General features: G+C 45.4%; 9 protein-coding genes. 3 read left to right on the top strand and 6 right to left on the bottom strand.

Translation table 11 applies throughout. From position 1 onward, the window contains the following. Nucleotide 1 precedes the first annotated feature (1 nt). From BN6471_RS08665 to BN6471_RS08640, 6 genes are read right to left on the bottom strand one after another with little or no spacing between them, the layout of a single operon-like run. Nucleotides 2-3,142: a type I restriction endonuclease subunit R gene (locus tag BN6471_RS08665; RefSeq protein WP_066647789.1), complete on the bottom strand. Its 3,141-nt coding sequence runs from the start codon at nucleotides 3,140-3,142 to the stop codon at nucleotides 2-4. Nucleotides 3,143-3,160: 18 nt separating this feature from the next. Beyond that, nucleotides 3,161-3,718 (bottom strand): restriction endonuclease subunit S, encoded by a 558-nt coding sequence (locus BN6471_RS08660; RefSeq protein WP_242861878.1) that lies wholly within the window; start codon nucleotides 3,716-3,718, stop codon nucleotides 3,161-3,163. 13 nt (nucleotides 3,719-3,731) lie between these two features. After that, nucleotides 3,732-4,979 (bottom strand): restriction endonuclease subunit S, encoded by a 1,248-nt coding sequence (locus BN6471_RS08655; RefSeq protein ID WP_066647783.1) that lies wholly within the window; start codon nucleotides 4,977-4,979, stop codon nucleotides 3,732-3,734. Beyond that, on the bottom strand, nucleotides 4,972-6,552 hold the full coding sequence (locus tag BN6471_RS08650; RefSeq protein ID WP_066649993.1) for a type I restriction-modification system subunit M: 1,581 nt from the start codon (nucleotides 6,550-6,552) through the stop codon (nucleotides 4,972-4,974). The genes BN6471_RS08655 and BN6471_RS08650 overlap by 8 nt, the downstream gene beginning before the upstream one ends. Before the next feature lie 16 nt (nucleotides 6,553-6,568). Continuing rightward, a complete protein-coding gene (locus tag BN6471_RS08645) occupies nucleotides 6,569-6,775 on the bottom strand; it encodes a helix-turn-helix domain-containing protein (protein WP_066649992.1) in 207 nt (68 codons plus the stop codon). Between the two features lie 16 nt (nucleotides 6,776-6,791). After that, nucleotides 6,792-9,161 carry an NACHT domain-containing protein gene (locus BN6471_RS08640; RefSeq protein WP_066647780.1) on the bottom strand — a complete coding sequence of 790 codons (2,370 nt, stop codon included), beginning with the start codon at nucleotides 9,159-9,161 and terminating at the stop codon, nucleotides 6,792-6,794. 491 nt (nucleotides 9,162-9,652) lie between these two features. Between BN6471_RS08640 and BN6471_RS08635 the strand changes: the two genes are divergently transcribed. The 3 genes from BN6471_RS08635 (at nucleotide 9,653) to BN6471_RS08625 (ending at nucleotide 13,039) form a co-directional block, all read left to right on the top strand. Next, entirely contained in the window at nucleotides 9,653-10,288 is a 636-nt protein-coding gene (locus BN6471_RS08635; RefSeq protein ID WP_066647776.1) for an RNA polymerase sigma factor, read from the top strand. A gap of 70 nt (nucleotides 10,289-10,358) precedes the next feature. Beyond that, nucleotides 10,359-10,691, top strand: coding sequence for a DUF7768 domain-containing protein (locus BN6471_RS08630; RefSeq protein ID WP_066647773.1), 333 nt, complete (start codon nucleotides 10,359-10,361; stop codon nucleotides 10,689-10,691). Beyond that, nucleotides 10,688-13,039, top strand: coding sequence for a virulence-associated E family protein (locus BN6471_RS08625; protein WP_066647770.1), 2,352 nt, complete (start codon nucleotides 10,688-10,690; stop codon nucleotides 13,037-13,039). Before BN6471_RS08630 ends, BN6471_RS08625 begins: the two co-directional genes overlap by 4 nt. Nucleotides 13,040-13,072: the final 33 nt, after the last annotated feature.

Below are 13,072 nucleotides of genomic sequence, written 5' to 3'. Positions count from 1 at the left end.
TCTACTGGTCCTGCTTGCTCTTAAACATTGTCCCAATACCGAAATACTTCTCAAAGAAGGTCTTCAGCTTATCGATAATGGTCTGCTTCTTCGCGTCACGATTTGAATTACCAAATCTGGAGATAGGCGGCATCAATTTATCAATGTCTGTTCCTGACGTCTTCACCTCGCCGTCACGGAATGCGTTCTCAATAAAGTCCCTAGTCTCCTGCGGCTTCAGTCTCTCGTCCTTAATGATTTGGGCTAGATCCTCCTCGCGCTGTTTGGAAACATACTCATTCCACTCATTCATCACGTCATCGACTTCGTTAAGGCCATCAATGAAGTTATCAATCAGCTGCTTTTTACTTCTGAGTTCAGGGCTAGAATCAATCGCCTTATTGATGGAAACCAGAATCTCTTTATCCTCACAATGTGTATCGTGATACTTTTTGACAAGCATCAGGATGTAATCGATATTGATTTCGATCTGCTTTACCAGCTCAATTTCAAAGACAATATCATCCGTGATGTCTGTACTCTTTTCATTTTTCCTACGTCTTTCCCACTCATCATGCAGGTCCTGATACCTTCCCAGATAGTCCTGCATGTCTCGCTCGGAAATAATCTCCTTGCCAGCGAAGTCATCAAAAGATGAAAGTAGGTTACGCATACGAAGGATTGCGCCAAAAAGACTAATAAAATCCTTCTGGTTTTGTTCGCCTTCAATTCTTGGCTCTTCGACTGGGAATTTGCTGGTCAGCTCCTCAATCATGTCCTTGTAACCCGGCATCTGCTTCCCATCTGTGGATTCATAGCCGAAGTAGTAATCTTTAAAACTGCGGAGCAGTACAATGCCACCTGCATTCTTATCTCCGAAAAGAGAAATAGCTGCGTCAACACGTTTCTGCAATGGCCGGAAACACACAATATTTCCGAATGTTTTAATGCTATTCAGAATTCTGTTTGTACGGCTGAATGCCTGAATCAAGCCGTGCATCTTCAGGTTCTTATCCACCCATAAAGTATTAAGCGTAGTGGCATCGAATCCGGTCAGGAACATATTCACTACAATGAGCATGTCAAGCTCTTTATTCTTCATCCGGAGGGATACATCCTTGTAGTAGTTCTGGAATTTATCGCTGGATGTATCATAGTTCGTATGGAACATCTTGTTGTAATCTGAGATAGCAGATTCCAAGAAGTCCCGCGATGACTTATCAAGATTGGATGTATCCTCGGAATTCTCCTCTCCAAGCAGGCCATCGATTTCCTCTTCATTTGCTGCATAACTATAGATAACGGCAATCTTCAGATTCTTCGTAGGATCCTTTTTCATGATCTTACGAAATTCTTCATAATACATTTTAGCCATCGGAACAGACGCAACTGCAAAAATGGAGTTAAATCCACTGAGCCTCTGCTTCTGTTTTATTTCCTCGACCTTCCCTCTGTCTGCAGATGCCACTTCGGAAATATTCATTAGCGAGTTATAGATGTAGGTTTTATTTCCTCTGTATGTCTTCTGGTCAAAATGATCAAGAATATAATTCGCAACAAGAGAAATCCTCTCCGGGGCCTCAAATGCCTTCTGTCTATCGATATCCCAGACTTCTTCATCATCAATGTCATCATCCTTATCCATCGTCTTGATATAATCCACTCGGAAGGGGAGGACATTTCTGTCATTGATGGCATCAACAATCGTATAGGTGTGCAGGCAATCGCCAAAGGTCTGTGCCGTTGTTGCGAACTTGGCATTCTTTACACTGTTTCCGGCATTCACTGGAAAAATTGGTGTCCCGGTAAATCCAAACATATAATACTTCTGGAAATAGCGTACTATGGCAGCATGCATATCGCCAAACTGACTGCGGTGGCACTCATCAAAGATGATGACGATCTGCTTATTGTAGACGTCGTGCTCTTTATTTCGCTTAATGAAGGTTGAGAGCTTCTGGATCGTCGTAATGATAATATGCGACTTCCTGTCAGAGAGCTGCCGTTCCAGAACCTTGGTGGACGTGTTACTGTTAGCGGCTCCTTTCTCGAAACGGTCATATTCCTTCATGGTCTGGTAGTCCAGATCCTTACGATCAACGACAAACAGCACCTTATCTATAAAAGGAAGCTGTGACGCAATTCGGGCAGTCTTAAAGGAAGTAAGAGTCTTACCCGACCCCGTCGTATGCCAGATGTATCCTCCGGCAGCGATATCGCCATATTTCTTATAGTTGTGCGCAATCTCGATTCTGTTGATGATACGCTCGGTAGCCGTGATCTGATATGGCCTCATGACCATCAGCATGTTCTCTGATGTGAAAATACAGTACTTGGTCAGGATGTTCAGAATGGTGTGCTTAGCAAAGAAGGTCTTAGCAAAATCAATCAGGTCCGTAATAGGCTTATTATTGGCATCAGCCCAGAAGGATGTGAACTCGAAGCTGTTGCTGGTTTTCTCCTTCTTCGTAGTTCCTGACTTGGCATCCTTAATGGCATTGAACCGGGTGCTATTAGAATAGTACTTGGTGTTCGTGCCATTTGAGATCACAAAGATCTGAGCGTACTCAAATAATCCACATCCTGCCCAGAAGGAATCTCTCTGATATCGGTTTATCTGATTGAACGCTTCCCGAATCGGAACTCCACGCCGTTTTAGCTCAATATGAACCAAAGGCAGACCATTCACCAAAACAGTCACATCATAACGGTTATCATGCCTTGCACCCTCTTCTGTGCTCACCTCATATTGATTGATTACCTGCAGGATATTGCTATGAACGTTCTTTTTATCGATGAGGGTAATGTTCTTTGACATACCATCATCGCGCTTTAGGACCTGAATATTATCTTCCTGTATCTTAGCAGTCTTCTCTACGATTCCTTCGTTCTTATTTGCAATGACATCATTGAAGAAACGATCCCACTCGCTGTCGCTGAACTTATATGAATTCAGTTCCTCCAGCTGCTTACGGACGTTCCTGATCAGATCCTCCTCTGTATGGATAGGAAGATATGTATATCCTTCCTCACAGAGAATTCGAATGAACTCCTTCTCAAGAGCGGCCTCGCTCTGATAAGCATCGGAACGCTGCCGTACTGGCTCATATTCTGTTACAACCGTGTTTTCATTTGTCTCGGCGACTATATTAAAGTACGGCATAATCATCACTCCTTTTCTTTACGCTTGTTTTTCTCTAAAGGTAAGCAGCTGATCCCTGTAATATTCGTATTGCTTCTGGCGAGCGCTTATCTCGGCAGGAAGGCCAGAAGAAAGATCGTTGCAAATTCTTTCAAAATCATCCAGTTTCTTCGAAATCTCCTTTTGTTTTCGAATAGGCGGAAGCGCTATAACAATACTCCCCATTACATTACTCATAAGCTTGGCGTTTCCCATTCCCGCACTCACATAAGATCGTGCTGTAACAGACAATGCATGGAACAAATAGTGAATATCTACCTTCGTTGTATCTGGTTGTAAAAGGCCACATACGTTCGTGATGTTAAATTTCCCATCTCTCAAAAATACCGTACCAGCATTTGCCCCATCTGTAGTCCATGTAAGATATTCTCCGTCATACATGTACGAATCAATCTTCCCTAATTCGCCATTGTTCTCTGTCTGTGAAGAATACACTGGATAATTTCCAGGATGTGCCTCTATATCCTTTTTTGAGATCACCTTTCCTCTAGCGATTTTACATATTTGATCTATCCTCATCGGTGCATAACCAAACACATACTGCAAAAGCTTAATCAGCGCCTGTCTGTCTGTCTGTCTGTCTGTCTGTCTGTCTGTCTGTCTGTCTGTCTGTCTGTCTGTCTGTCACGAGCGTGTTGCCGGTCTCAGCGAATGTCAAGAGCTGATCACGGTAATATTCATATTGCTTCTGACGGGCATCAATTTCAGTAGGCAAGCCTATGTTCAGATCTGTACAAATTGCCTCAAAATTATCCAGGACATTCACAAGCTTTCTCTGAACTTCCAACGGAGGAACCGGTACGGGAAAAGAATCTAGCATCGGACGCCTTATAGACGCAACAGAACCCTGGTACATCGTTTTTTCAATGTATGGTAAAAATGCTGACCTCATATAATGAAAATAATACCGAGGTATCACATCAGGCGACGTTATATGGATACGATATGCTCTTTGATGCAACGCATATTTACCTTCCACATAGTGATAGACCTTCCCTACACCAACACCATCACCTGCAGTTATTATCGCGGTCTCATCATATTCGTACTTGTTCATCCTAAGAGGTTCTTGAGACCGAACAAAGAAAGGATACTTGCCGTCTTCTACCGCTTCATTTGTGTTGCTGCTTCCAGTCCCGATTTCAGCAATATCCTTTAATTCAACAGTTCTTACATTATTACCAAATGTAAGAAGACCATTTCTATAGTATTCATACTGCTGTTTTCTCGCGGTAAGCTCCTCGGTAAGCTCCTCGGTAAGCTCCGTGAAATTGTCCAGAATACGGACAATTTCACGTTGTACCTCTATAGGAGGTATTGGAATCACAATATCGTTTAGCTTATCTGGAGTGACTTCTATCACCTTTGTACCATGAACAAGCTTAAGTTTCTGAGAATAAAACATTGAGGATCTAAAATAATATACTAAGTATTTAGTATCTAATGAGCTATGAATAATGGCCGAATGACCGCTCACTGCGATTTCGGTATTCCCAAGCCACGCTACACATTTACAAACATCCTCTATGTTTTCACTTGTCACAGCCATAATCACATCACCTGGTTGTGCTTTCTTCTGTTTTGATGCTTTTTCTTCGGTAATATATGTTAATGGCTTATACACAAACAAACCTAGTGTAGTGTATATCTGACCATAATGAATGCACGGAAAGCCATTGCTTATATAGTCCTTTTTTTGAAAATTTCCTCCACGACTTACATCTGCAACAGCGCCAAGTTTTTTATATTCTACGCCATTCGGGCAAAGTTCTTTGATAAGCTCATCTAACTTACTCATCTACTTTACCCCCTTCTATCTCAGCAACAATCTGGTCAATGGACTTTCTGAGTTCATCTTCCCTTTTCACAATGTCTGCAATCTCAGCATTCAGCTTATTGATATCAATCTTCTCCCTTGTATCAACTGGTTCAACATAAGTTGATACAGATAGGTTATAGTCATTTCCCTTGATTTCATCATATGTGGCAAGATGAGCGAAGTGCTCCTGCTCTTCACGACCTGTAAATGCCGCTACAATCTTGTCGATATTTTTATCTTCGAGCACATTATTATTCGTTGCCTTTTTATATTCATTCGATGCGTCAATAAAGAGAACCTTGTTGTCCTTCTTCCCCTTCTTCATGACCATGATGCAGGTAGCAATCGATGTTCCGAAAAATAAATTGCCCGGAAGCTGGATGATACAGTCTATGAAGTTATTATCGATCAGATATTTTCTGATTTTCTTCTCCGCGCCACCACGATACATGATGCCGGGGAAACAAACTATCGCCGCAGTCCCATTAGGTGCAAGCCAGGAGATGCTGTGCATGATAAAAGCCATATCAGCCTTACTCTTTGGTGCCAGCACTCCAGCTGGAGCAAAACGCGGATCATTGATCAGCAGCGGGTTATCATCTCCTGCCCATTTAATTGAGTATGGAGGATTTGAAACAATCAGCTCAAATGGTTCATCATCCCAGTGTTTGGGATTGGTAAGCGTATCCTCGCAGGCAATATCAAATTTGTCGAAATCAATATCATGAAGGAACATATTGATTCGACAAAGGTTATAGGTAGTGATGTTGATTTCCTGACCGAAGAAGCCAGTTACCACCCCATCTTGACCTAGCACCTGTACAGCCTTCAGTAATAGCGAACCACTTCCACATGCTGGGTCATAAACCTTATTCACCTTCGTCTTTCCAACCGTGCCAAGTCGCGTAAGAAGCATAGAAACCTGAGACGGAGTGAAGAATTCTCCTCCTGACTTACCAGCATTGGAGGCATACATTCCCATCAGGAATTCATATGCATCACCAAAAGCATCTATACTGTGGTCCTGTACTGGTCCAAGCTTCATCAAAGCAATACCGTCAAGAAGCTTTACCAGACGCTCATTACGCTTAGCAACTGTACTTCCCAACTTATTACTATTAACATCGAAGTCATCGAAGAGACCCTCGAAATCCTTCTCAGACTCGCTACCCTTTGCAGATTCCTCAATGTGACGGAAAACGCCTTCCAGTGTCTCATTCAAGTTTTCGTCATTCTTAGCTCTCGCCTGCACATTGCAGAATAATTCACTCGGAAGAATAAAGAAGCCTTTCTCCTGAACCAGTCCTTCACGGGCCGTTTCAGCTTCTTCGTCGGACATTTTTGCATAATCAAAGCCCTTGTTCCCGGCTTCCCATTCTCCCTCATTGATATAGTTCGTCAGATTCTCTGAGATATAACGATAAAACATGGTTCCCAAAACATAGTTCTTAAAGTCCCAGCCGTCCACGGCTCCACGGAGATCATCTGCAATGGCCCATATTGCGCGGTGAAGCTCCTCGCGTTCTCTATCATTACTTACATCTGCTGCCATGATTACATCCTCCGTTTCATTTATCTGCATCTGCACTTTTTCCGCTCTCAACCCAGGCATCTACCTCAGATAGGCGGAACTTATACTGGCGACCAATTCTGTGGTAAGGGATTGTTTTCTTTTTAATCCATAGCCTTATTGTATCTTTGCTGACACCAAGATGAGTTGAAATCTCTTCAAGGCTTACCCACCGCTCGGTCCCATTTACGATGTTGTTTTCCATGCTCATACCTCGCATCTTATCTGAAATCATTTTCTTTCTGCCGATCTAACATCCGTCTGTAGAAATCCTCTACCTTATTAAAAGCCTCTATAAGTCCAGATTCCCTTGCCATTCCCATAAATTCATCAAGCTGTTCCTGATCTGACAAGAGTGAGATTGGACTAACAGAGCAGACATAGCCAAGCACAATAGGCTTCCCACTATCGTTCAGAAGTGGCGTTCCGTTAACTTTCATATTACGGAAGAAACCCACATCGTCAATGTATCGAAGTTCATATGGAAAGGCCTTGATCACGTTTCCTTTTCCGGGATTATCATCATGCATACAGCCATCAAGGATACCGGCCAGAAAATGGGTCGCATTTTTATTCTGCCTTACAGCCTGCACATGGGCTTTGATTGTAAAAGTATTACCCAGATCAAGGGCTGAAAACACCAAAGCCATCACCACGTTCTTTACGCTATTTGAGTCCGGCAGCCAATCAAATTTGATTAACCTATTTCCTTGTATCGCTTCATTTATCTGCGTATCATCAAGGACGGTATAGGTTACATCTCCAAAACCGTTCTCCAGAAAACGTATGAATCCTTCCTCGGAATTTGCACCTGTAAAACCTGTAAAAATAGACCGTAGGTATGGAAGAAGGACGCATACTTCCACTTTATCAGCAGACATCCGGTACAGCATCTGAAGACCATCGAGATTCCTGAATGACCTTACCGATTTATGAGCAAGAACTTCTCCTATCTTCTTTGCCTCATCGGTGTCCGAGAAGTAGTAGTATTCTGCAAAGAAATAGTCCTGAAACCCGGGATCAATGTAATAAATCCCCGATTCCTGCTCATACATCATGCAGGCAGTAGCGCAAACGTCATATTGGAAATTCGCCAGTGTGAAAATCTTTGGATTCACTAAGGCAATGTCTTTCTGCACTTCTTTAAAATATTTTTCAAATGTGCGTCGGTCAAATTCATACACGCCATTCATATAGGTCTTGGCACAGAATTCTCTAAATACTTCTGTGAACTCGCTATCATCTGACACGCTATGGAAGAGTCGCTTAAAAGCTTCTTTCTCTTCATCGTGTCCTCTGATCAGCTCATCATAAAGCACCTCATAAAAGCGAGCCCTGTTATCGGCTGAATCTTTTAGCTCATTGTGTTTTCTGGCAATTACAGTCAGAAGCATTGGATTCGTCGCAATGAATCCGTCTTTCCTTGCATACCCGTTGGAACTGTCGAAGAACGATAGAATATCCGCTTTTGCTGTGGTATCACTTTCCAAAGCAGATAGCTTATCCAACAGACAATCTACCTGCTCCTCCTCAAGTGGATGCAGGTACAGCTGATTAAAGCCCGCAATCCCCTTAATGATTGGACTCTGTCTTGATGTCACAACGATCTGGATGTCGGGATATTTGTGCCATAGTTCCTTCAGGCGTTTCTGGAAATCAACTCCCTCGCTGGAGTTCAACTCATCCAACCCGTCAAGAAGTAGCTGAACCGTACCCTTGCGAAAAAGTTGTTTAGCCGAATCCGTAGAGAAGGAGTCGTCATACTCCTGAACTGTAGCGACAATAAATGACAGTAGGTCTTGCTCAGCAGGTGAATAATTCCTGAGCTCCGCAAAAATTGGAAGGCATCCTGTCTCATCCGTTTGCGCAGCGGCTTCGAGAAACAAATGTTGAAGCATCAGGGTCTTTCCATACCCACAGCCTCCAACCAATAAAATTCTTTTTGTCTCGCCACGTCTGTCATAAGTCCTCAATTTCTGTAAAGTAGCGTTCTCAATGACGTTACCAACAATCCTGTGCGGAAACACAGCTGCGGAGGTTCCTATATTATTGCAGACGTATACCTCGTCTAGTTGGCAATCTTCCTCTCCCGGAAGCTTGATCCATTTATATCTTTCTACAGCACCCCGGAGATAGGTTTTAAAGCCTATCGGTTCGGGGAGCTTTTTGTATTCTGCAGGAACAATATTTTCCGCTGAACCACATCCATGAACAATTGCTTCAAACTGGGCAGCGATTGCTCTGGCAAACGCTCTTTTATCAGTAGACTCGCCTATTGCAAGAGGAACCTCAAAGCTCTGAAGCATACTCCTTAGATTTCTCTCACTCAGCACAGACATCAGCTTTACTAACAAGTGATCCGTCGAAAGATGCTTTTCTGCTTCACTCCATATTTGACTTTCAGGTCTACGAGTTCCAGTCAGCCATTTCTCATAGGTGCTATCTGAGGGGCAGATGATATTAGCGTCATACATGCCGTCCAGTCCATTCTCAAAAAAGAAAAGCGCCGTTCTGCATTTTGACTTATATCCCTCAAGTCCTCCCCCAGATTTTGGCAGGTAGAACTTCTTTAAAAATTCACTGTATTCCAAGTCCTATCCTCCCTTCTACCGCTCATGTCCGAATGTGTCCGAACAATGTCCAAGTATGTCCGAACAATGTCCGTCTCCATGTCGGCGAATAAAAAAGCCCCAAAACCTATACTCATCTTAGATGATTGATAAAGCCATTTGCCTTCTGTATTTGCATTAATTTCGAACAATTCATAGCTATTCCTACTAATTATACAGATTTACAGATGGCGATACAAGAGAACATAGGCAATCCGTGAGTTCAATTTTCTGAGCTATCATTGATCGCCTTGTTCACTGATAGAGTGCTTTACCATCATCTCCCATCACATCCGTTCACCCGGTGCACAGAGTGGCTCGAGCGAATGTGATGGTCAACAAGTAAATATGTAAGTCCGGCTACGAGCATGGCGGACCAGCAGAACGAGTTTTTTACCCCGTTCCGATGGTACCGCCATGCTTTTTTCATGCCTCCGGTTCTCCTCGGCAACGGGAAGAACAGGAGGTTTTTTATGAAATTACACAAGACCAGACGCAGTCAGCGTGAGACCTACAAGTATTACGACGCCAACGGAAAGCTCGTAATCGAACTGAAGCCCGGAGAAAACGATGTGACTGTGGCAAACATTCGCACTCTTCACCTTCAGGACGACAGTGAAGTCAGAAGCAATCTTAAGTATCTGCACGGGGATCAGAAGGAACAGAAAGCCATGGTCGAGAAATGGAAAAAGGACTATGTCACATGGTTTGAATCCGCCTATCACCGCATGCCGACTGAAGACGAACTTGCCGTCGCCATGGAAGAAGCTGTACCGAAGAACTGGCTCGGCTCCATTGAAGAGATGATGGGTGACGGCGATGAGGACGGCGTCGGTGACAAGGCAAGATTCCTCTACACTCTCGATGAACATGACAGGGAGCTGCCTGCTGACGTTGAGAGGTTGAATGAGATTGCTGCCGCAATGCCTGAAAGCTGGCGGGAAATCTATAAAATGAAATTCATCGAAGGATACAACAACTGCGAAATTGCAGACAAGCGTGGTGTGTCCGAAAGCGCGATTCGAAAGACTCTGAGCAAAATCACTGAGACGATCAGTAAAGATCCCGTGCTGAGAAAAATATATAAGAAGGGTGCGATTTCGGACTGAAAACGAGGACGGAAGACCTGAGGAGAATTAACTCTCCCCAGGTCTTTCTTTACAGATTAAGGAGGTTTTTATGGAACACAGCTATATGCCTGTCATCTACATCTGCGCTCCTTATGCAGATGATCCAGAAGGCAATACGGAAAAAGCCAAAAAGTATGCCCGGTTTGCAACGGACAGCGGGTACATTCCGATCTCGCCTCATCTCCTGCTCTCCTTTATGGATGAAGCAACAGAGCGCAGGAAGGCGATGTTCATGGATTTGGTTTTGCTTGGCAAGTGCTCGGAAATCTGGTTCTTCGGAGACCGGATCACTTCCGGCATGGACATCGAACTGGAACGCGCCAGAAAGCGCCGCATGAAGATCAGGCACTTCACTGAGGACTGCCGGGAGGTGACGTTATGAGGGATCTTGCCATTGCTTACGGAAATTCCCGTCAGGCAAAAACATGGACCAATAAAACAACAACCTTTGATGACCTGAAGGCGCGTCTCAAGACACCGATCCGGACAACCGAGACTGTTGAGGAATATTCGAAAATGGCCAAGTCAGCCCGCGATGCTGCCAAGGACCACGGCGGCTTTGTCGGCGGCTCCCTGATCGGCGGACGCAGGAAGATCGACACGGTCGAGAAGCGTTCCATGGTGGCTCTGGACGGAGACCGCATCACGCCTGAGTTTCTCGATAACTATGAGAATCTATGCCCGTACACTTCTGCCCTCTACACCACACATAGCAGTACTCCCGACAATCCGAGAGTCCGTCTGGTTTTCCCTTTGACCCGCGATGTGGCTCCGGAGGAATATGTCGCGGTCGCAAGATACCTCGCTCAGTCCCTGAACATTGAGTACTTCGACGAGTGCAGCTATCAGCCTAATCAGCTGATGTACTGGCCTTCGTGCCCGTCAAACGGAACGTTCGTCTTCAAGGAGACGGACGGCGGATGGCTGGATCCGGATGTGATTCTCTCCGCTCACCCGGAGTGGCAGGATCCGACAAGACTGCCCACCTCATCGAGGGAAAGCAAGGCCAATACCACCCAGCAGAAAAAGGTGCAGGATCCGCTTACGAAGTCCGGCGTCGTCGGGCTTTTCAATCGTACCTACTACCCCATTACGAAGGCTCTGGAGACTTTTCTCTCAGATGTATATGAGCCGACGACAAATCCAGAACGCTGGCACTTAATCGAATCGAACTCCATGGCAGGCGTCGAGATCAAGGAGGACAAGTTCGTCTACTCCCACCACGCCAAGGATCCCGCCTACTTGCAGCTCTGTAATGCTTTCGACATTGTGCGGATTCACCGCTTCGGCGACCTGGATGAAAAGAAATCCTTCAGCGCGATGTGCGACTTTGCCATGCAGCAGGACGACGTAAAGCTGGCTGCTTCCGAGGAACGCATGAAGGATGCCCAGTCCGATTTTACCGATGCCGGGGATGAGAACAATGACTGGAAGAAAAAGCTCAAGTACATGTCCCGTTCCACGCTTCTCCAGAACACCGTGTACAACCTCAATCTGATTCTGGCCAATGATCCGGATTTCCAGAACTTTGCCTTCAACGAGATGGCAAACCGCATCCAGGTAACCGGGCCGCTGCCGTGGGACAGACCCGAAGGAAATGAGTTCTGGAGGGATGCCGATACGGCGCAGCTGAAGTCCATCATCGACATCCGCTATCTGCCCTTCTCCAGCAGAAACTACGATGTTTCCTTTACAAAGACTGCAGACGACCGCCACTTCCATCCCATCCGCGACTATCTGGACAGTCTGCCAGAGTGGGATGGGATCGAGCGCGTGGAGGATCTCTTCATCCGCTACCTTCTGGCTGATGATACGGAATATGTCCGGACCGTCACCAGAAAGACCTTCGCTGCTGCAGTCGCAAGAATCTATGAACCCGGAACGAAATTTGACTGCGTGCCTGTTCTGGACGGCGATCAGGGAATCGGAAAATCCTCCATCGTAAAAGATCTCGTGACTTCGGACTACTACAGCGAGACGCTCTCCCTCACTGATATGGACGACAAGTCCGGCGCAGAAAAGCTGCAAGGATTCTGGGTCGTCGAGATCGGAGAACTTGCCGGAATGAAGAAAGCCGACATCGAGAAGGTCAAGGCCTTCCTCTCAACATCCGACGACAAGTACCGTCCTTCTTACGGCAAGGTCGTAGAAAGCCATCCGAGGCAGTGCGTCATTATTGCGACCGTCAACGGCGAGCGCGGATACTTGCGTGATATCACCGGAAACCGTCGTTTCTGGATCATCAAATGCCATCAGAAAAAGCAGAGGAAGGCATGGAACTTCGACGAGAACTACCGTGCCCAGTTCTGGGCGGAGGCAAAAAAGATCTGGAAGGCTGGCGAAAAGCTGTACCTCGAGGGTGACGTACTGGAAGCCGCCGAGAAAGAGCAGCGCGGCGCTATGGAGGCGGATGAGCGTGTTGGCATGGTCGAGGAGTACCTGAATACCCCTGTTCCCGCCAACTGGGACGACATGGACCTTTATGCCAGAAAGAATTTTCTTCAGGGCTCTGAATTCGGAAATCCGGATCATGGGGAACTTCATCTTCGGAACGAAATCTCCAATGCGGAAATCTGGTGCGAGTGTTTCAACAAGAACCTGCCGGAACTCAAATCATCCGACAGCTATCTGATTGCCGCCCTCATGACACAGGTCGATGGCTGGGAACGCACCAATGACAGGAAAAAGCAGGCCTTCTACGGAAGGCAGAGGCTCTATCGCAGGATTTGATTGGGACAAGATACGTGGACAGGACAAGATTTC

It is taken from the genome of Christensenella timonensis, from assembly GCF_900087015.1.
GTDB lineage: Bacteria > Bacillota > Clostridia > Christensenellales > Christensenellaceae > Christensenella > Christensenella timonensis.
The sequence above is the reverse complement of the archived record's forward strand: the minus strand, read 5'-3'. Positions and strand labels throughout refer to the sequence as shown.